Raw genomic sequence first — 20,480 nt, 5'->3', positions numbered from 1 at the left:
ATAGACGACAAAGCGTCCGGCAGTCTTGCATTGCGCTTGGCCACAGTGGGCCTATGACTGACGCGAATTAAGGGAGAGATGACCGATGAATGAAGCCGCAAACGATCTTGTAATCTATGGCAGCCCCGTATCGCCATTCGCGCGAAAAGCGATGGCGTTGTGCATCGAAAAGGGTGTGGAGTTCGACTTTGAAACAGTGAACATTATGCCGATGCCCGACTGGTTCAAGGACATCTCCCCCATGCGGCGCATCCCGGTGTTGCGCGACCGGTCCATATCGGCTGAGGGCGAGGCGGGCACCATCGCCGACAGTTCGGCCATGTGCGGTTATATTGAACGCAAACATCCTGAGCCTGCGCTTTATGGTACAACCGCTTATGGCCACGGCCGCGCTCTGATGATCGAAGAATACGCCGACACCGTGCTGGCGCCAGCGGGCGGTGGCGGCATTTTCCGGCCCATATTCTTCTCGCTTCTCCAAGGAAAAGAGCCCGACATCGAAAAAGCGCGCGACACATGGGCGAACGAAATGCCTTCAGTTCTCGCCTATCTGAACACGCTGCTTGAGGGCCGCGAATTCTTTGTCGATGACACGCTTTCCATCGCTGACATCGCGGTTGTAACAAGCTTGATGCAGGTCGAACTCGTCGCCCAAATGCCTTTGGACGACTATCCAGCGCTGGCCAAGCATAATGACCATATGAAGGCGCGCCCCTCCATCGCAGAACCTTTTGCGAAGGCTGATCGCTTTATCCGCAAGGTATTGCCCGACCATGTGCAACTGACCTAAGGGTCGGCGCTCAAACACGGCAAGGGAAGACGCCCAGACAATCATGGCCAAAAACTGGTGTATCGGGATCATCGGAGGCTCGGGTCTTTACGACATCGAGGGGATTGAGGATGAGCAGTGGCTCTCCATCGAAACCCCTTGGGGCGAGGCATCCGATGAAATCCTGTTTGGCCGGATTGGCGAGATCCAAGTGCGCTTTCTTCCGCGCCATGGGAGAGGCCATCCGATCTCGCCGGGCGATTTGAACGCGCGCGCCAATATCGACGCCTTGAAGCGCGCAGGCTGCACCGACATTCTCAGCATAAGCGCGGTTGGTTCCTTACGCGAAGAAATCGAGCCGGGCCGCTTTGCCATTGCCGAGCAGTTCATCGACAACACGCGAGGGAGAGCTTCGACCTTCTTCACCAGCGGATGCGCCGCGCACGTCTCCATGGCTGACCCGGTGTGCCCGCGTCTTTCCGACATGGCGGCAAAAGCTGTGACCGCTGCCAAAGGCAAGCTCGCCACTGGCGCTACCTATCTGGCGATGGAGGGGCCGCAGTTTTCCACGCGAGCCGAAAGCCATATGTACAAAGCCTGGGGCGCGGACATCATCGGCATGACCGCTATGCCGGAGGCGAAACTGGCGCGCGAGGCGGAGCTGCCTTACGCGCTGATTGGAATGGTGACGGATTACGATTGCTGGCGAGAAGGCGAAGAGGCGGTCGATGTCGCGGGCGTGCTCAAGCAGATGAAAGCCAATGGCAAGCTTGCCAGACAAGCGGTGCTGAATTTCATCACTGGTCTTCCCAAGACGCGCAAAGCCTCTCCCATAGACACCTGTCTCGACACCGCGATCATCACCGCTCCTGAAGAGCGCGACCCTGAGCTTCTGGCGCGGCTCGATGCGGTGGCAGGCCGCGTGCTGAACACGAAATAAGGACACTTATGTCTATGACCTCACGACGCAATGTTTTGAAGACGGGGGTCTTGAGCGGTTTGATCAGCGCAAGCGGCTTGAACCCGGTTCTGGCGGCTTCTGGTGATGGCATAATCGCTATCCCTGATCCCATTTCTAACGAGGAGCGGCAAACCCGCATCCAAGCCGCGCAAGGCATGATGCAAGCCCAGGGTGTCGCCGGGATTGTCGTCGAAGCGGGCTCGTCCATGCTCTATTTCTCCGGGCTCGGCTGGGGACGCGGGAGCAGGCTGACTGCGCTTGTCATCCCGGCTGAAGGTGAGCCGGTCGTCATCACGCCCGCCTTTGAAGCAAGCAAATTGGCTGAGCTTATGATCATGCCGATGGAGGTGCGCACGTGGGATGAACATGAAAGCCCCACCGCGCTGATTGCCAGCGTGTTCGATGATCGCGGCACCACTGGCGCGATTGGCCTCGAACGCACGGTGCGACACTTCGTCACTGAAGGTCTGAAACGCGATGGCGGCGGGCGAGCCATCGTGTCAGCGAGCCCTATCGTCACTGCGCTGAGGCAAATCAAAAGCCCGCATGAAATCGCCCTGATGCAAGCGGCCAATGACATCACCATGGCCGCTTACCGCGCGCTTTATCCGCAAGTGAGCGCAGGCATGACAGGCCACGACATCAGCGCGATCATGCAGGAAGAGACGATTAAACGCGGCGCACGGCCCACTTTCTCTTCGGCGCAAGTGGGAGAGGCAAGCGCTTACCCCCACGGCTCGAAAAAAGTCTTTGAAGTGGCGGATGGCCAAGTCATTCTGATGGACTGCGGCTGCGATGTGCATGGGTACAAATCCGACATCTCCAGAACATGGGTCCACGGCGGCGCGAATGCTGAGCAAACGCGCGTTTGGAACACGGTGCGCAAAGGGCAGAACATCGTGATGGAGATGGCGCAGGTCGGCGGCACATTTGGCGCGATTGATGATGCGGTCAGGGCCTATTATGAAGGTCAGGGCTTTGGTCCGGACTACAAAACCCCAGGCCTCTCCCACCGCACCGGCCACGGTATCGGCATGGACATTCACGAAGACCAATTCGTCGTGCGCGGCAATGAAACTCCGATTGCGGCGGGGATGTGCTTCTCGAATGAGCCGGGTATCTATCTTCCCGGCAAGTTCGGCGTGCGCCAAGAAGACTGTGTTTACATGACGGATCAGGGGCCACGCCTGTTCAGCCCGCTTGCTCCATCAATTGACAATCCTATGGGATAGCAAGTCCGGATTGCACAAAATGCCCAAAGCTTTATTTTTCTTTGTCCAGTGTAGTTGTGCACAGAGATAAGTAAAATAAGTCATACTCTTGTTGCCGACACTTTGGTCCTTGAGTCTTTTTCAGACCAATCAAAGAGGGGGCACAATGAGCGATAAACTCGAAGAGATACTGGTTTCGCCCGTCTCAAGCATGGTGCGCGAGGTCGGCATCAGTGTGGCTGAAGCGAGCATTGCCTTGTCAAAAGCACAAGCCGAGATGATCCAGAACCGCCCCAAAGAGCTGGTTGAGGCAGGCATCATGCCGAGCTTTTACCACATGCAGGACGTCGATGTAGAGCTCAAAATGACGGTCCAGATCGAAGAGACAAAACAACAGTCGGGCAAGAAAAAATGGGCGCTTTTTGCAACGCCAATGAACGCGAAATACAAAAACGCCCTCAAATATGAAACCGAGGGGTCTTCATCTTTGAAAATTCGATTTGCGCCTGGCCCGCCGCCTCTGGCGCTTGAGCAAGAGTGAGGCTGAGCCCATGCCGTCAAAAGAAGTCAATCGTCTCGCCAAACTGAAGGTTGAAACTCTGCCAACCACGCGGCTGCGCAATGAGCTTTCCAAGGCGCGCGAGAATTTCGCTAAGGAAATTCAGCTCAAGGATGCAGCCACCCAGCAGCAGAAGAAACAAATCACCAACCTCACTCAGGCGCTCAACGCTGAAAACAAAAAGCTGAAGGAATTGCAGAGCGAGAATGCCAAGCTCAAAGGCGAGGTAAAAACGCTGGGCGACCGCTTGCAGAGCATGACCAAGCCGGGCGCGCAAACCGAGGCGGCCTTCGAAATCAAGCTCGAACCCATGGTCAAAACGCGGCTTGAAGCGCTTGAAGCCGAAAAGGTGAGCCTCATCGCCCAGTTGAGCGCAGCCAATCAGCTCGTCGAAAAACTTCAGGCAGACAAAGCGCAGGAAAACGATGCGGTAAAAACGCTTTCGACTGACGAGATCATCCAGAAGTTCTCAGAGGAGATTACGGCCGCCAATCGCATGGACGATTCCGATTTTGAGATTGACGATGTCGAAGTCGATGTGCGCGGCGCGCTGGGACAGGAAAGCGGCAAGATGGTGATGGGCTTTGATGCCAAACGTCAGGCCAGCCCGGAGGCTGCGACGCGGATCAAGTTCAGTCTGAAACGCCGGGTCCAATCGCGCATCATCGAAGAAGAATAGGCCGATTGCGGCCCCAATATTTGAACCAGAAAAAGGTGCCAATAACACAATAAAAGCTGCGGGTTGAGTTACGCTAACGGAAGGAAATCACGATGAGTGTCGGACAAGAGTTACTCAATACACCCTTTGCGGAGATGACTGAAAAGCTCGCCTTCGCGATTGCAGAAGGGCAGACCAAGCTTGATATGAATTCAACGAGGGTCGCCAAATTCATGGCGGAGCAGGAGATCGAGCTGCCTGCGCTCGATGGCTCTGATACCCCCAACAAATACTCGCTTCTGGCGATGGGATTGTACCCCACATTCTATCAGTTTCAGGAAGCCGAAATCGAAGTGCGTATGTCGATCACCATGGCAAAATCGCGCGAGTTTGGACTTGATGTGGGAGCCAAAGCCGGTTGGGGACCGTTCTCTGCGTCCGTCAACGCCTCTTACAAATCAAAGTATAATTACAGTCAGGAAGGCTCCAGTCTCCTGCGGGTCAAAATGGCTCCGGCTCCGCCGCCGACCATCCTTGAAAACTACATGGAAACTCTCATGGAGCTTGAGACCGCAAAAATCGAAGCGGCCATCGAGGCGAATAAGTCCTCGACAGGTTAGGGCGCGCTTCACGTCACCTCAAATGGAGGGAGGATGCGACACACAGGCTCGCATCCTCCCTTTTTCGTTTCTAGCGGTCTTTCCAGCGCCCTTTGACAGGTTCAAACTTGTCGACCCGGATCGATTGCCACACGCCGCCAGTGACATAGGGGTCTTCGTTGACTGCCGCGCGCGCTTCTTCCTCGCTGTCCGCCTCGATAATCAACAGCGAGCCGACAAATTCACCCTTACGGTTGGTGAGTGGCCCGGCGGTCAGATAATTCTGATCGTGCTCAGCCATATGCTTGCGCTGTTCTTTCAGGTGCAGCGCGCGCAAAGTCTCGCTGTCCTCACCATCACGGCAGTAAAAACAGAACAAGGCCATGGGGATGCGTCTCCTGAGAATCTGTGCGGCTATCAGCGCACATATCACAGCGCATATATAATAGCATCGCTCCCCTTCAAGCGCAGGAAAATTTCGCAAAGCCCGACTTCCCTTGATTGGGAGCGACATGGGGTCCACCTCATGCATAAATTACGCTGAGTCGTTAGTGAAAGGACGAAACCACACGTGACGAGACCCATTGCCCCCCTCACCCTTGATCGCACTGAGTTACGCCAGGCTTATCGCATGGAAGAAGAGGCGTGCATCAAACAAAGGCTTCGGCAAGCTGCGCCTGCTCGCAAAGTCACAAATGATGCGCAAGCAATGGCGGTTCAGCTAATCGAAGGAGCGCGCGAGCGCAAGGCAAGCGGCATCGACGCGTTTCTACAACAATACGGGCTTGATACCGAGGAAGGCATTGCGCTGATGTGTCTGGCCGAAGCGCTGCTTCGTGTGCCTGACAATGCGACCGCTGACGCGCTTATTCGCGACAAGATCGGCGATGTCGATTGGGCCGAACATCTGGGCGAAAGCCCCTCGACCTTTGTCAATGCCGCCACCTTTTCACTGATGCTGACAGGCGAGGTTCTCGATCCGCCGCAAGAGCATCAGCGCGGGATGACCGGAACTCTCAAGCGCACGATGAACCGGCTGGGCGAACCTGTCATCCGCACGGCGACCTTGCAGGCGATGCGCATTTTAGGCGGGCAATTTGTTTTTGGCCGCACAATCGAAGAGGCATTGAAACGCGCCGCCCCTGACCGGGCCAAAGGCGTCACGCACAGCTTTGATATGCTGGGCGAAGCGGCGATGACCTTTGATGATGCGGAAAAATATCGCGCAGCCTACGAAGGCGCGATTGAGCGCCTCTCGCGCGAAGCATCGGGCAGCATTGGGACATCGCCTGGCATTTCGGTCAAGCTTTCCGCGCTTCACCCCAATTACGCCTTCACCCACGCCGAAGAAGCAAGGCGCGATATTGTGCCCATGGTGCGCGATCTCGCGGTGAAAGCGCGCGATGCGAATATCCATTTTACCATTGATGCCGAAGAAGCCGACCGGCTCGAACTCAGCCTCGACATCATTGAAGAGCTGATGGCAGATGATGGCCTTTTCACCCGTGCAGACGGCACGCTTTGGGAAGGGTTTGGCCTTGCCATCCAGGCCTATCAGAAACGCGGCGCACCCTTATGCGACTGGATCGCGAAATGCGCACGTCGCCATGGGCGCAAGATTTTCGTGCGCCTCGTCAAAGGCGCCTATTGGGATGCGGAGATCAAGCTTAGCCAAGTGGGTGGTTTTGAGGATTATCCAGTCTTCACCCATAAGGTTGCAACCGATGTCTCCTATCTCGCCTGCGCGGTGCGCCTGTTCGAGCATGAGGACGTGATCTACCCCGCCTTTGCGACCCATAACGCCAACTCAGTCGCGATGGTAAAGCAGCTTGCCAAAGGCCGTCCGTTCGAGTTTCAGCGCCTTCACGGCATGGGCGAAGAGCTCTACGATGCGCTCGCCAAGCTGGAAGGCAATGACCGCACCCCGGTTCGCATTTACGCGCCTGTTGGCGGGCACAAGGAATTGCTCGCTTACCTCGTGCGGCGCTTGCTTGAAAACGGGGCGAACACCAGCTTTGTCAATCGCATGGGCGATGCAGAATTTGCCGCCGAAGACCTGGTGCGCGACCAGATCGCAGAGCTTGAGAGCCGCACGCCTTTGCGCAATGAGGCGATCCCTCTGCCACGCGATATTCTGGGCGAGCGTCTGAACAGCGCCGGGATTGATTTGTCTGATCCATTGGTGCTCGAACCGCTTCAGGCCAAGCTCGATGAGCTGAGCGCCCTCCACTGGCACGCTGAACCCACTTTCACGGCTGAGGAAGCAGGCGAAATCGCGCCGATCACCATGCCGCATGACTTATCGGTCGAAGTCGGCACGAGGCGTGATACGACAGCCGAAGAAGTCGACATGGCCTTTACCAAAGCCGTGGCCATCCAAGCGGGCTGGGATGCGCTTGGCGGCGACAAACGCGCCGCATTGCTCGATGAAGCGGCGGATCTATTTGAGGCGCACACGCCTGAATTCCTCTCCCTGTGTCAGCGCGAGGCGGGCAAGACGCTTCTCGATGGGGTCGCCGAACTGCGCGAAGCGGTGGATTTCCTGCGCTATTACGCGGGCGAGGCGCGGCGGCAATTTGCAGAGCCGCTTGTCCTTCCCGGACCCACGGGCGAGGCGAACACCTTGTCCATGCACGGGCGCGGCGTTTTTGCCACCATCTCACCGTGGAATTTCCCGCTGGCGATTTTTACCGGCATGGCTGCGGCCGCGATTGCGGCTGGCAATGCGGTGATCGCCAAGCCGGCTGAGCAGACACCGCTGATTGCCGCGCTTGCGGTCAAGCTGTGCCATGAGGCGGGCATCCCGCCAGAAGTGCTGCAAATCCTTCCCGGCGCAGGCGATGTCGGGCAAATGATTACCAGCGACCCGCGCCTTGCAGGGGTTGCCTTTACCGGATCAACAGAAACAGCGCGCGCGATCAATTTGGCGCTTGCCGGGCGCGATGGTCCGATTGCGACACTGATTGCAGAAACCGGCGGGCAGAACGCGATGATTGTCGATTCATCCGCTCTGCCAGAACAGGTCGTGCGCGATGTGCTTTCCTCTGCTTTCCAAAGCGCAGGCCAGCGATGTTCCGCCTTGCGGGTGCTTTACCTGCAAGAGGACATCGCCGACACCATGATCGAGATGATCCGCGGCGGATTTGAAGCGCTGCATATTGGCGACCCCGCGAACTTGTCTACCGACGTTGGCCCCGTGATCGACCCCGATGCACAGGCCGCGCTTGAACGCCATATCGCACGCCGGGAGGCTTCGGGACATACCGTGTGGCGGCGTCGCTTAAGCGAATTTACCGAGAAGGGATGCTTTGTTGCGCCAACGATCATGGAGATCGGATCGATCCTTGACCTGAAGCGTGAAAACTTTGGGCCAGTGCTTCACATCGTGCGATACAAGGCGAAGGATTTGCCGCGCGTGATCGAGGAGATCAATGCGACCGGCTATGGCCTCACGCTTGGCCTTCACAGCCGGATTGAGCAGGTCCACCGCTTCGTTCAGGCCAAAGCGAAAGTTGGCAATCTCTACATCAACCGCAATCAGATCGGCGCGATTGTCGAGAGCCAGCCATTTGGTGGTGAGGGCCTCTCGGGCACAGGGCCAAAGGCGGGCGGGCCGCACTACCTTGCGCGCTTTGCGACAGAGCGGGTTACCTCGATCGACACGACTGCGGCGGGCGGCAACGCAACGCTTCTTGCAAGCCTCTAGAAATGACGCAATAAAACGCAGCGCTATGAGATCACTTGTTGCCCGCGTTTTCGCCCCTCTCCTGACCCTGATCGCGCTCGCATGGAGCACTGCGTCGATGGCGGCGGTGGAGATACACTTCCATTCGTTCAACGGCTCTGTTTTCGGGCGCTATCCACACACGTTTATCGTGCTCGACGGCACGCTTGAGGCAGACGGGCGCGTGATCAAGGAAAATTATGGCTTTTCCGCCAAAAGCTCGACCGCCGCGATCCTGAACGGGTGGGCTTCCCATATGGTCTATGTCGAAAAGGACAAATACATTCGCAAGACCAACCGCCATTTCTCGATCACGCTCAGCGATGAGCAATATCACCGGATCGTTGCAGAAATGCGCGCCTGGCGCGATGAGCCGGGCAAACGCTACAGCCTTGATGAGCGCAATTGCATCCATTTTGTCGGGCGCATGGCGAGCATATTGGGGCTTCGGGTGGAGTTTCCTGAAAATATGCTGCGCCGCCCGAAAAAGTGGCTCAACCATATCACCGCGCTCAATCCTCAGCTGGGCGCGAGTATCATAAAGTGACGCGCGTCTAAGCCGCCTTGCAACCCCGCCGTCTTAGGCTGCTTTCCAACCCCGCAGCCCTAGGCTGCTTTCCAGCCCCACGTGAGATTGTTTGGCGGGATATTCGCCCAGGTCACTTTCGTGTCCACCCGGTCAAACACTTGCTCAGTCAAGCGCCTTGCACTCAGGCGGTATTGATAGGTGAGAAACGCCCCGCCCGGTGCCATGACGCGGTAACTCGCTTCGACAATTTGCTTGCCAAGCGAGCCCGGCAGGCTCGAAAACGGGAGGCCCGATATGATGACGTCAGCCTTGTCGAAGCCAGCCTTCTTGACGATCCGCTCCACATCAGCAGCAGAACCCAACACCGCCTGCAGCCGGGGGTCGCAAATCTCTTGATTGAGATAGTCGATGAAATGCGCATTGGTATCAATCGCGATGAGTTTGGCATCAGCTGGCAGGCGCGACAGAATTGGGCGCGTGAATGTGCCAACGCCCGGCCCGTATTCAACCACCAGCTTCGCTTTGGCCCAATCGACATTCTTCAGCATTCCCGTGATCGTCGCCCTGGACGAGGGAAAGAGTGCGCCCACCATCCCCGGGTTTTCAAGCGCACCTTTCAGGAACACACCATAAGGGCCAAGAGCCCTCGCGCCCAGGTCCATACTGATACGTTTGAGCCGTGTTTTTACGCTAATAAATGGCTTTGCACTGATATTGCCTGACATTGATATCCAAAACTTTCTGTTACCGAATTGGTAAGATGAACCTTCGGGGCGCGCGTGTGAAGGGCAAGGCGCGCACTTCCCCGCAACTCATGCACGGGAATAGACTCATCCGGATAAGTGCGCGGGCCACCCTTGCCCAAATGCCGATCTTTGCGGAATCACTTCACACATGGCAATTTTATCAGACAAATGGATTCGCGAGCAGGCGCAATCAAACGGCATGATCGAACCTTTCGTCGAGGCGCAGCGCCGCGACGGGGTGATCTCTTACGGGCTGTCCTCCTTTGGCTATGACGCGCGGGTCGCGCCTGAGTTCAAGATTTTCACCAATGTCGATAGCGCGGTAGTGGACCCCAAGGATTTTGCCTCAAACTCCTTTGTCGACCGTGACACCGATGTCTGCGTGATCCCGCCCAACTCTTTTGCTCTGGCGCGCACGGTTGAATATTTCCGCATCCCCGAAGATGTGCTGGTCATCTGCCTTGGAAAGAGCACCTATGCGCGCTGCGGCATCATCGTGAATGTGACGCCGCTCGAGCCGGGCTGGGAAGGTCATGTGACGCTCGAATTTTCGAACACCACCCCTCTGCCTGCGCGCATCTACGCCAATGAAGGCGCGTGCCAGTTTCTGTTCCTTAAGGGCAACGAACGTCCCGAAGTCACCTATGCCGACAGGGCAGGCAAATATATGGGCCAGCGCGGGGTAACGCTGCCCCGGCTTTAGAGGGAATTTTTGTTCCTGATAGCTGCGTTGACAGTATAGTTTTCTGGCGCAACAATCGAGCCTCCGGATTATTTCGTCAATGGACTTGGGTGTTTAGAAACTTCTTCGCTGCCTTCGTAATTCTTATCGGAGCAATCTCGGTATGGAATTACGTGCGGGGTGATGAATATTCTTCGACAACGCTCTATGTGAGTGAGCGGTCTTTGAGCAATGTAATGACGTGCATTTCCGGCAAGAGTGAGCAGATCAAGAGTGAGCAGATCAAGAGTGATCTCGAACAGATCAGTTCATGCAACGAAACAGGGTCCCGCTATTGCCAACCTGGGATGACGTATGTGTCAGCCGACAGGCAAATGCGCCTCTCGGTGACACCTGTAGAGGACACCGTCAAAATCAAGATTGGGCACAATCAACCACTTTCTACGTCCGCCCTCGCAACTTTGGAGCGATGCGTAGAAAAGATCCCCTACCCACCCTACCGGAATTAAGGTCGCAAGGCTGGAAAAATTCGCTGCAGCGCCTAACTGAGCAAGGCAAAGGCGCACCGTTCGCGCCACTTTAACAGGAGAGACATTCCCATGAGCGACACCGAATTTGACATCGTGGTCTATGGCGCAACCGGCTACACCGGGAGGCTCGTCGCGGAATATCTCAATAATGAATATGGTGGCAAAGCGGGCGCACCCAAATGGGCGATGGCGGGCCGATCTGAGGAAAAGCTTGCAAGCGTGCGCGATGAAATGGGCCTTCCAGCCGACACGCCGCTGGTGGTGGCGAACGCCGATGACATGAGCGATGTCGAGGCCATGTGCAAGCGCACCAAAGTCGTACTCACCACCGTTGGCCCTTATCAGCTTTATGGCGACAATCTGGTCGCAGCCTGCGCTAAGACGGGCACTGATTACACCGACCTTTGCGGTGAGCCTGCTTGGATGGCGGAAATGATCGAAAAGCACGGGGCAGAAGCGAAAGCTTCGGGCGCGCGCATCTGCTTTTCCAGCGGCTTTGATTCCATTCCCTTCGATCTTGGCGTGATGATGACGCAGAAAGCGGCAACGGCACGCTTTGGCGCGCCTGCAAAACGAGTACGGGGCCGTGTTCGGGCGATGCAGGGCACATTCTCTGGCGGCACAGCGGCGAGCCTTGGCGCGACGATGAAAGCCGCTGCCAAGAACCCCAGCGTGATCAATGTGCTGCGCAATCCCTTTGCTCTGGCCGAAGGGTTTGAAGGGCCAAGCCAGCCTTCTGGCATGATCCCGACTTACGAGGCGGATCTCGACAAATGGGCTGCGCCTTTCGTCATGGCCCCGATCAACACCAAGAACGTGCACCGCACCAATTTCCTGCTGGGCCATCCGTATGGTGAGGATTTCCAGTATGATGAAATGGTCCTGACGAGCCCGGGTGAAGCGGGCAAGAAAATGGCAGAAGCGGCCGCTGAAATGATGAAGAACCCGTTTGGGGCAAAGCCGCCCAAGCCAGGTGAAGGCCCATCAAAAGAAGAGCGCGAGAACGGCTTTTATGATGTCCTTTTCGTAGCCGAGGGCCCCGATGGCGAAAACCTGCACTACTGCGTCAAAGGCAAGTATGACCCTGGCTATGGCTCAACCAGCCGCATGATAGCTGAAACCGCTATTGGCCTTTTGCACTCTGACGCGGCGGGCGGCGTGGGTACGCCCGGCTCCTTCTTGGGCGAAGCTTTGGTCAAGCGCCTCGAAGAGCACGCCGAGCTTACATTTGCGGTTGAGAAATAAGCTTAAAAAAGGGCCCCGGCAAAAAGATGCGCGGGGCCCGTTTTTTTTAGAACGCCTGCGTTGTCCTACGCCGCGCTTAAAAGCTAAGCCGCGCGGAAACCCGGATATTGCGGCCCGGCAAGGTCACGAAGTCTTTGCTAAAGCTTGCGTGGCGGCGCCCTGTATTGTCGAACAGGTTCTCGCCCGCCAGTTGAAACGTCACATTGCGATTGCCCTCAAGCGGGCGCCACGAAAGGTACAGATTGGCAAGCGTAAAGCCATCGGTGTCGGTTTCGTTGGGCGCGGTGTCTTTTTGAGCGCCAAAGCGCTGCACTTCAGCGCGCAGGTTGAACGCATCCACATCCGCTTCGAGCGCGGCGAGAACTGTGAAAGGGGGAATGCGCGGCAGATTGGTGCCATCGTCAAGCTCTGCCACGACGTATGAGGCGCGCACATCGCCTGAAAGGGCAAAGCCATCGCCTTCGACAATCGGGAAGGTGACGTCCGCTTCAAAACCGCTGAAATCGGCGTCTTGTTGAAGGAAGTTAAAGACCGGCAGATCATCTTCCTCAAGCCCGGTGTCGTTCAGATAGATGAAGTTGTCGAATGACTGGAAGTAGACCGAAGCCCCAAAATCAAGCGGCCCCAGATCGCCACGTACGAAGCCTTCGATGCCCCACGCCGCTTCGATGTCGAGATTGGGATCGCCGATTTCGAAGACCTGCGTTGCGATATGCGGACCATTGGCGAACAGCTCTTCTCCAGCAGGGGCGCGTTCGGTACGCGAAAGCGTCGCGCCAAGGCGAACGCCCTCGCCTGCTTCGACAATCCCGGACAATGCGCCGGAAAAGAGGTCAAAATCGCGTTCAAGACCCAGAGTATCGGCTTCGACATCGACCCGCTCATACCGGCCAGCCACCTCGATCTGGAAACCGTCAAGGTCGATTTCCTGAACGGTGAAAAGGGCGAGCTGTGTGGTGTCATTCGACGGAACAAACGCCTCTTCGCCCACGGCTGTGAAATCGCGTGTGGTGATCTGCGCACCGATAACACCACCGGTCGACTGGATGAGTTCAGCGCGTGCTTCGACAGTTTCGGTGTCAAAGACAGTGCCGACTTCGGTGCCTTCAAACTCGGTGTGGGTGTAATCGGAATAGCCTGCGCGGATTTTCAATCGCTCGATGAAGCCATCACCCAGCGCGATGTCACCGCGCACGTCAAAGCGCCATTGTTCAAGGCCGATGGAGACGTTTTCTTCTTCCTCGCCCTCTTCCTCTTCGCCTTCCTCTTCGCCGTGATGGTGGCCGCCCTCGGGATTGCCGACAATGCCGTAGAACGTGTCGTAATAGCCAATCGATGCACCGAAGGTGCTCTCGCCCAAGATGACGCCAAAACCGCCGTTCAGCGTGTATGTCTCGGTTGAGCTGTTAGGCAGGAAATCCTGTTGATTGGCTGCTTCGCGAAGCTCTTCTGCCTCTTCAAGCTCGCCCTCTTCTTCCTCTTCATCGGCATCCGCGAGTAAATCTGCACGAAGGTCATCGGTCAACTGAAAGCCCGGGATCTCAAGATCATTTGTATCGCGGTAGGAACCATCGAGGTGCACAACAAACATCTCACCTAGCGCAGCATCAAGCGACACACCGCCGCTCAGCAAATCGCTGGCTGTATCGGCGGCGAAAAGCGCATCGACCGCGATCCCGTTCTCTGGCACCTCGGTAGGGATGCGCCGGTCGATCACATTGACCACACCGCCAAGCGCCTGACTCCCGTAAAGAAGCGCCGCAGGGCCGCGCAGGACCTCGACCCGCTTGACCGTAAGCGGATCAATCGTCGTCGCATGGTCCGCAGAGGTGTTAGCCACATCGGCTGTACCAAGACCGTCAATCAGCACCCGCACGCGCTCGCCATCCTGCCCGCGCAGGATTGGACGCGATGCGCCCGGCGTAAAGCTGGTCGCGGACACACCGGGCAGCTTTTCAAGGAGCTCGCCGATCTGTCCGTCGAGGTTTTCCTGAATGTCCTCTTCATCAAGCGAGTCCTGGCCCGTGATGAAATCGAGTTCCTTGAGCCCTTCAGCAGAAACGATGATTTCACTGCTCACCGCTTCACCTGTGGCAGGGGCGATGGCGCGCAAGCTGCGAGAATTCTGCAGCGCTTGTTCGGCCGCTTCAACGAGCGTCTCATTGGCGGGCGCTTCCTCAGCAAACAGAGGCGAGGCGGTCACAGCAAAGCTGAGAGCGGTGGCAACGGCCAAATGCGAGGTCAGGTTCTTCATCGGACAGCGAATTCCCATTTTATATGTGATAACATATCATTTGCAGGTCCAATGGCGCACAGGCGTGCAAAAGTCCACAGTCAACGGACCTTCGAGCTCACATTTTTTGCTGAATCGTCCAGACCAGCGCGAAAGCCACGATTACGGGGCTCGGCGCGCGCTTGACCGCGCACTCAATTATCGCTCGGGTGATCTGAAGAAAATGGAGCGGGCGAGGCGATTCGAACGCCCGACCCCAACCTTGGCAAGGTTGTGCTCTACCCCTGAGCTACGCCCGCTCACTGACGCCAAAAGAGAGTGGGTGGATACCGCAACTCTCTGCCGGGGAGGCGGCGCAATTAACAGCGGGTTTGAATTGCTGCAACCCCAAAAAGACAGAAAAATGCTCTCTTTTTGCGCTCTTTGTGAGATGCGCGACTAGCCAGCGAGCTTCACACCCTTCAAAAGGCCGCCAAACACCCCAAATGGGGTGCGCAGAAGAATCACGTTGGGGACGAATCATATCGGGCTGAACCCCGCCCCAGCCAACCAACAGGAGCCCTTTTCGTGGCAAGCATGGGTCTGAACATCGAAGAGCAAAAGGCCGTCGACCGTTTCCGCAAGGAGGTGGTTGAGCCAAGCATGACCAAACTTGTGATCGTCGACTTTTGGGCCGAGTGGTGCGGGCCGTGCAAGGCGCTCACTCCGGTGCTTGAAAAGGTCGCGGCTGACTATGCCGACAAAGGCGTTGTCCTTGCCAAGATCAATGTTGATGAAGAACAATTCATCGCCGGCCAGTTCCAAGTGAAGTCGATCCCGACGGTCTATGCCCTGTTTCAAGGGCAGCCCGTCGCCGACCTCACTCAGGCGCGCACCGAAAGCCAGCTTTCGCAAATGCTCGACCAGATCCTTGCACAATTGCCGATCGAGGCAGGCGCAGGTGGCGGTGCGCCGCAAGGTCCATCGGCTGAGGAAATCGCGCAGTTTGTCGCCATGGGCGAGGCTGCACTTGGCGAAGGTGATGCGCAGCGTGCAGCGGGCATTTTTGGCCAAGTGGTCGAATTTGCGAGCGACAATGCCCCGGCTCACGCTGGTCTTGTCAAAGCCTTGATCGCGCTGGGTCAGACCGATGAAGCAGCGCAGGTGCTTGCGAGTGTCGAAGCCGATGAAAAGCTCGCAAATGACCCGGCAATCGAGGCTGCAAAAGCGGCGCTCGAACTTTCCGCCAACAGCGTCGATGACAGCGAGCTTGCCGGCCTTCGCGATGCAGCGGGCGCGAACCCGGACGATATGGACGCGCAATTCGCCTTTGCCGAAGCCGCCTTTGCAGCAGGCGCGCGCGATGAGGCCGCTGACACGCTCCTTGCCATGGTTCAAAAGGACCGCGAATGGAACGATGGAGCCGCGCGTGCGCAGCTTCTCAAGATGTTCGAGGCGACCGGCCTTCAGGATGAGTGGGTGGTGGCCACCCGTCGCAAACTGTCGAAAATCCTCTTCGGGTAAGCGCACGCCAGAATGTCCACACGCCTCTCCATCTTCCCCCTCACTGGCGCGGTCCTGTTTCCGGGGCTGCAATTGCCGCTGCATATCTTTGAGCCGCGTTACCGGGCTCTGGTGGGCGATGCGCTGGTGCGCGACCGTAAAATCGCGATGATCCAGCCTCAGCGCGCGGTTGATGGTGCCCCGCTCTATTCAATCGGCTGTGTGGGATACATCAGCGAGATCGAGGCGATGGATGATGGGCGCTACAACCTCATTCTGGAAGGGCAATCGCGCTTTCGCATCTTGCGTGAAATGGACGTTGCGACCGCCTTTCGTCAGGTCGAGGCCGAGCTGATCGAAGAGGACGAGAACGAAACCCTCAGCATCGCTCAGCGCGGCGGGTTTGAACAGGAAGCGCGCGAGTTTGCCGACGCGCAAGGGTATAGCGTTGACTGGGATTCGGTCACGAACCTTGACGATCGGTCCTTGATCAACGGTGTCTCGCAAATCGCGCCGTTTGACCCTGCTTCAAAGCAGGCGCTGCTCGAAGCTGATTCGCTGACCGAACGGTGTGAATTGCTGGTTCAGTTGATGCAATTCTTTGGTCGGCGCGACGGTGGTGAAGAGATCACGACGCTGCAGTGATTTTCGCATCGGGGGCGGTCAAACAATCCCGAAATTGCCCTTTATCCCGTCGATCACATATTGCGCCGCTAACGCTGCGAGAAGCACGCCGAGGAGACGGGTCACAACGGCCTCAACCTTATCGCCCAGCAAGCGGATGAGCGGTCCTGCGGCAACGAGAGCAATCGCGGTGAGCACCAGAACAGAACCCAATGCTGCGAACACTTCAATCGTTTCTGCCGTCGTGTCCGCCTCATTCATCAGCAGCATCACCGCCGCAATGGCGCCGGGTCCTGCGAGCATGGGCATGGCCATGGGGAAGACCGACACGTCCTCAACCTCAGGATCAGCGTTCACCTTGTCCGCGCGGTCGGTGCGGCGCTGAGTGCGTTTTTCAAACACCATTTCGAATGCGATGAAAAACAGCATGAGCCCTCCTGCGATGCGGAAGCTGTCGAGTTCGATATGCAGCGCGGCCAGCAAGCTTTCGCCGAAGAAGGCAAAGATCAGCAGAATGATCGCCGCAATCATCACCGCGCGCAGGGCCATATTGCGGGCTTGCGCAGGCGGTGCAGTTTTGGTGAGCCCCGCATAGATCGGCGCACAGCCGGGCGGGTCAATCACAACGAACAAGGTCACAAAAGCAGAGATAAACAGTTCAGGAAACATCGAGTGCCCTTGCTCATCATTCGCTTGGGGATGCAAGACTTTCTTCGATTGCTGTCACCCATTTGCCTTGGAAATAATATTCAGCCGTCACGTATTTCGTGCCGCCCTCCCGCTGCTCCCATCGCCAGCGCAAGGTGCCATCGCGCGAAGTCTGTGCAGCCGATGCGCCGCCCTCACCCACAGGGATCGGAGGGGGCGGCGGGGTTGGTTCGCCCTCCCGTGGGCAGGTCGCGATAAGACCTTTCACCACGTCAAGCGCGGTTACAACTATGTCGCCATCCTCGAATTGTTTGCGCGGTGGCGGCTGTGGGTCGTCGAGGCCGCTTACCTCATAGGACCATTTGAAATCACCCTCAGGCTGGCGCTGCCAAGTCGTGATGTAATTGCCGACTTTGCCCGTCGCGTCAGCAAAGCGCCCCTGCGACAGTGCGAGCGAGCCATCGCAGCTTTTGACCACCACGCGCGGGGCCCATTGCTCCTTTGTGATCGCGCCAGCTTGTGCGGGCACCAAGCCATCGCCGGTATGTATCTGAGCGCCGGGCGCGGCGTATTCGGCCATGGCAGCCCCAAGGCCGTCCTGTCTGGCAGCCTTGGCATAAGCGATTTCGGTGGAGACTATGGTGCTTGGCTGTGCTTCGCCCGGAGCACTTGCAAGAACGCGATCAATCACCTTCTCAGAAGGGCCGCGCGGGCCCGAGGAAGCGCACGCGCCAAGCGTCACTGCAAGGGCTGTGGTGATGCCTAGGCTGCTAAAATGGCGAAGGCTACACGGATGGCTCATGGTAAGTCTCCTCAGTAACGAGGGGCCTAAATACCCTCCGGCACGCTTAACCCAGCATTACGGTGCGCAGCGACCAGCGTGTTGCGCAAAAGAACCGCAATCGTCATCGGGCCAACGCCTCCGGGGACTGGCGTGATCGCTCCTGCGACTTCGCTCGCCTCGTCAAAGGCGACATCGCCCACTAACTTGCCCTTTTCCTTGCCGGGTTCAGGCGGCAGGCGGTTAATGCCTACATCAATCACCGTTGCACCGGGCTTGAGCCACTCTTTACGAACCATATTGGCGCGTCCCACGGCTGCGACCACGATGTCTGCGCGCGCAACCACGCTGGCCAGATCCTTTGTCCGGCTGTGCGCGATGGTGACAGTGGCGTTAGCATCAAGCAGCAGTTGCGCCATCGGCTTACCGACGATGTTCGAACGGCCAATCACGACCGCTTCCAGCCCCGAAAGATCGCCCAATTGGTCCGTCAAAAGCATCATGCAGCCAAGCGGGGTGCAAGGGACGAACCCTGACTGCCCGACGCTGAGACGGCCTGCGTTGATCACGTGAAAGCCGTCGACGTCCTTATCCGGGCTAATCGAGGCGATGATGGATTGTTCATCAAGGTGATCGGGCAGCGGGAGCTGGACCAGAATGCCATCGACCGCCTCATCGCCATTGAGCTTTTCAATCAGCGCAAGAAGCGTCTCTTCGCTGGTGTCGGCGGGCAAGCGATGCTCAAAGCTTTCCATATTGGCAGCCACGGTCGCTTTACCTTTGGAGCCGACGTAAACCTGGCTTGCAGGGTCTTCGCCGACCAGCACGACTGCAAGGCCAGGTTTGCGCCCGGCCTCTTGTGCGAACCTGGCTGCGTGTTCGCCCACGCGCTCGCGAAGGCGGGCGGCAAAGGCTTTACCGTCAATCCGGCTAGCGGTCATAGTGAACCTCGAACCGAACCAAGGACGATCAGCACAATTTGCGCAACAACAATTATCACCAATGGCGACAGATCAAGCGCGCCGGTTTGCGGCATGACATTGCGCACCGGGCGCAAAACCGGCTCCATCAAGCGATTGATCGATTCGTACACTTGCGCGAGGAATTGGTTCGATTGGTTCACCACGTTAAAGGCGAACAGCAATCCGATCACGAATTGCACGATCACCAACATGACGAAGACATTCACTAACAGTGAAATGATCTGAATGAGTGTGTCGATAAGCGTTGGCATTGGGTTTCTTGTACCTTGTCGAATTTACTCGCAACAAGCTTGCCCGCTGCGAGCGTTTGAGTCCCTTGACGAGCGTATTAGCCGACTAACACGCCTTTTTCCAGTGCGGCATCTTTCGTGCCGCTCGAAGCTTTCAATATGAAACTCTCAAGCCCGCACCAGTGTTCCCGCCCCGCTCGCGGTGAAGAATTCAAGCAGCATGGCGTGAGGCACCCGCCCGTCGAGCACAACCGCCGCCTCGCAGCCCGAATTCACTGCCGTGACACAAGTTTCAAGCTTGGGCACCATGCCGCCATGGACAACGCCCTGACGGATGAGCCGTGCAACATCGCCCGGCCCAAGGTCGCTCATAAGATTCCCGTCGCTATCCAGCACCCCTGCTACATCGGTCAGCAAGAATAGCCGCGCTGCGCCAAGGGCCGCTGCAATAGCGCCCGCCATCGTGTCCGCGTTAATATTATAGGTCGCGCCATCATCGCCCCCGGCAATTGGCGCGATCACGGGGATCATGCCTGCTTTCACTGCCGTATCGATGACTGAGGTATCGACATGGGCAGGTTCGCCCACAAAGCCCAGATCGACCGCACGCTCGATCAGACTTTCAGGATCTTTCGTAGTGCGGCTGACCTTGCGCGCAGTGACAAGGCCGCCATCCTTGCCCGACAAGCCTAACGCCTTGCCGCCTGCACTCGAGAGCCAGCCGACGAGTTCTTTGTTGATTGCGCCTGAAAGCACCATTTCGGCGACCTTCGCGGTCGCTTCATCGGTCACGCGAAGGCCATCGACAAAGGTCGTCTCGACCCCCAACCGTTTAAGCATATCGCCGATTTGCGGACCGCCGCCATGAACGACGACCGGATTGATACCCACCGCTTTCAAAAGCACAATATCTTCAGCAAAGTCGCGCGCGGCCTTGGGATCGCCCATTGCGTGGCCGCCATATTTCACGACGAAAGTGCGCCCGGCATAGCGCTGAAAATACGGCAGAGCCTCAATCAGCACCTCGGTTTTTGCAAGGTCCAGCCTTGCGTCATTGCCCTTGGATGGAGCCATGGAATTGTCTCACTTTGCCGTGCAGCGCTGTGCTGCCTTGATTTCGCACTGGCGCTTAGCTGTTTGCATCGAACTAGGAAAGCGTCTGTGACGAGAGGCTATCAACTTTTGCCAAGCGGACTGTAACCGTATAGCTTGCCGACGCGAACTCACTGGCAAGACCCCGATCAGGTTTTGCATAAGGGGGTCTTCGCAAAATGGACGGAGGACAC

Annotated in this window: 20 protein-coding genes and 1 tRNA gene; 12 read left to right on the top strand and 9 right to left on the bottom strand. The window is 57.4% G+C overall.

The genetic code is table 11. From position 1 onward, the window contains the following. Window positions 1-85: 85 nt before the first annotated feature. From INR77_RS02985 to INR77_RS02960, 6 genes are all read left to right on the top strand, one after another. Window positions 86-790, top strand: coding sequence for a glutathione S-transferase family protein (locus tag INR77_RS02985; protein ID WP_223072460.1), 705 nt, complete (start codon window positions 86-88; stop codon window positions 788-790). A 43-nt stretch (window positions 791-833) separates the two neighbouring features. Beyond that, window positions 834-1,709, top strand: a complete 876-nt coding sequence (gene mtnP, locus INR77_RS02980; RefSeq protein ID WP_223072459.1) for an S-methyl-5'-thioadenosine phosphorylase — start codon at window positions 834-836, stop codon at window positions 1,707-1,709. 14 nt (window positions 1,710-1,723) lie between these two features. Next, window positions 1,724-2,962: a Xaa-Pro peptidase family protein gene (locus INR77_RS02975; RefSeq protein WP_255573893.1), complete on the top strand. Its 1,239-nt coding sequence runs from the start codon at window positions 1,724-1,726 to the stop codon at window positions 2,960-2,962. A gap of 145 nt (window positions 2,963-3,107) precedes the next feature. Beyond that, entirely contained in the window at window positions 3,108-3,482 is a 375-nt protein-coding gene (locus tag INR77_RS02970) for a hypothetical protein (protein WP_223072457.1), read from the top strand. Window positions 3,483-3,492: 10 nt separating this feature from the next. Then, window positions 3,493-4,179 (top strand): hypothetical protein, encoded by a 687-nt coding sequence (locus INR77_RS02965; RefSeq protein ID WP_223072456.1) that lies wholly within the window; start codon window positions 3,493-3,495, stop codon window positions 4,177-4,179. 92 nt (window positions 4,180-4,271) lie between these two features. Next, window positions 4,272-4,778, top strand: a complete 507-nt coding sequence (locus INR77_RS02960; protein WP_223072455.1) for a hypothetical protein — start codon at window positions 4,272-4,274, stop codon at window positions 4,776-4,778. A 70-nt stretch (window positions 4,779-4,848) separates the two neighbouring features. Here INR77_RS02960 and INR77_RS02955 read toward each other — a convergent pair whose 3' ends face one another. Further along, a complete protein-coding gene (locus tag INR77_RS02955; protein WP_223072454.1) occupies window positions 4,849-5,142 on the bottom strand; it encodes a YciI family protein in 294 nt (97 codons plus the stop codon). Window positions 5,143-5,328: 186 nt separating this feature from the next. On the opposite strand from INR77_RS02955, the gene putA reads away from it, so the two are divergent. Then, window positions 5,329-8,463, top strand: a complete 3,135-nt coding sequence (putA, locus tag INR77_RS02950; protein WP_255573892.1) for a bifunctional proline dehydrogenase/L-glutamate gamma-semialdehyde dehydrogenase PutA — start codon at window positions 5,329-5,331, stop codon at window positions 8,461-8,463. 25 nt (window positions 8,464-8,488) lie between these two features. Further along, window positions 8,489-9,028 (top strand): hypothetical protein, encoded by a 540-nt coding sequence (locus INR77_RS02945; protein ID WP_223072453.1) that lies wholly within the window; start codon window positions 8,489-8,491, stop codon window positions 9,026-9,028. A 59-nt stretch (window positions 9,029-9,087) separates the two neighbouring features. On the opposite strand, the gene INR77_RS02940 is transcribed toward INR77_RS02945, so the two are convergent. Next, complete coding sequence (locus INR77_RS02940) at window positions 9,088-9,735, bottom strand: class I SAM-dependent methyltransferase (RefSeq protein ID WP_255573891.1); 648 nt, start codon at window positions 9,733-9,735, stop codon at window positions 9,088-9,090. Window positions 9,736-9,904: 169 nt separating this feature from the next. Between INR77_RS02940 and dcd the strand changes: the two genes are divergently transcribed. Then, window positions 9,905-10,459, top strand: a complete 555-nt coding sequence (gene dcd / locus INR77_RS02935) for a dCTP deaminase (protein ID WP_223072452.1) — start codon at window positions 9,905-9,907, stop codon at window positions 10,457-10,459. Between the two features lie 578 nt (window positions 10,460-11,037). After that, window positions 11,038-12,213 (top strand): trans-acting enoyl reductase family protein, encoded by a 1,176-nt coding sequence (locus INR77_RS02930; RefSeq protein WP_223072451.1) that lies wholly within the window; start codon window positions 11,038-11,040, stop codon window positions 12,211-12,213. Window positions 12,214-12,289: 76 nt separating this feature from the next. Here INR77_RS02930 and INR77_RS02925 read toward each other — a convergent pair whose 3' ends face one another. After that, entirely contained in the window at window positions 12,290-14,467 is a 2,178-nt protein-coding gene (locus INR77_RS02925) for a TonB-dependent receptor (protein WP_223072450.1), read from the bottom strand. Between the two features lie 203 nt (window positions 14,468-14,670). After that, window positions 14,671-14,745, bottom strand: a tRNA-Gly gene (locus INR77_RS02920). Between the two features lie 277 nt (window positions 14,746-15,022). On the opposite strand from INR77_RS02920, the gene INR77_RS02915 reads away from it, so the two are divergent. Both INR77_RS02915 and INR77_RS02910 read left to right on the top strand, forming a co-directional pair. Then, window positions 15,023-15,949, top strand: coding sequence for a tetratricopeptide repeat protein (locus INR77_RS02915; protein ID WP_223073378.1), 927 nt, complete (start codon window positions 15,023-15,025; stop codon window positions 15,947-15,949). A gap of 12 nt (window positions 15,950-15,961) precedes the next feature. Next, window positions 15,962-16,573: an LON peptidase substrate-binding domain-containing protein gene (locus INR77_RS02910; protein WP_223072449.1), complete on the top strand. Its 612-nt coding sequence runs from the start codon at window positions 15,962-15,964 to the stop codon at window positions 16,571-16,573. Window positions 16,574-16,591: 18 nt separating this feature from the next. On the opposite strand, the gene INR77_RS02905 is transcribed toward INR77_RS02910, so the two are convergent. From INR77_RS02905 to argB, 5 genes are all read right to left on the bottom strand, one after another. Further along, complete coding sequence (locus INR77_RS02905) at window positions 16,592-17,221, bottom strand: MarC family protein (RefSeq protein ID WP_223072448.1); 630 nt, start codon at window positions 17,219-17,221, stop codon at window positions 16,592-16,594. Window positions 17,222-17,237: 16 nt separating this feature from the next. Then, on the bottom strand, window positions 17,238-18,002 hold the full coding sequence (locus INR77_RS02900) for a hypothetical protein (protein ID WP_223072447.1): 765 nt from the start codon (window positions 18,000-18,002) through the stop codon (window positions 17,238-17,240). Between the two features lie 26 nt (window positions 18,003-18,028). Next, a complete protein-coding gene (gene folD / locus INR77_RS02895; protein WP_223072446.1) occupies window positions 18,029-18,922 on the bottom strand; it encodes a bifunctional methylenetetrahydrofolate dehydrogenase/methenyltetrahydrofolate cyclohydrolase FolD in 894 nt (297 codons plus the stop codon). Further along, window positions 18,919-19,215 carry a YggT family protein gene (locus INR77_RS02890; protein ID WP_223072445.1) on the bottom strand — a complete coding sequence of 99 codons (297 nt, stop codon included), beginning with the start codon at window positions 19,213-19,215 and terminating at the stop codon, window positions 18,919-18,921. The genes folD and INR77_RS02890 overlap by 4 nt, the downstream gene beginning before the upstream one ends. A gap of 147 nt (window positions 19,216-19,362) precedes the next feature. Continuing rightward, window positions 19,363-20,268, bottom strand: a complete 906-nt coding sequence (argB, locus tag INR77_RS02885) for an acetylglutamate kinase (protein WP_223072444.1) — start codon at window positions 20,266-20,268, stop codon at window positions 19,363-19,365. Window positions 20,269-20,480 lie beyond the last annotated feature (212 nt).

The organism is Erythrobacter sp. SCSIO 43205, assembly GCF_019904235.1.
In the GTDB taxonomy this organism is placed as follows: Bacteria; Pseudomonadota; Alphaproteobacteria; order Sphingomonadales; family Sphingomonadaceae; genus Erythrobacter.
Note: the sequence above shows the minus strand (reverse complement) of the source record. Positions and strands in the feature narration are given on the sequence as shown.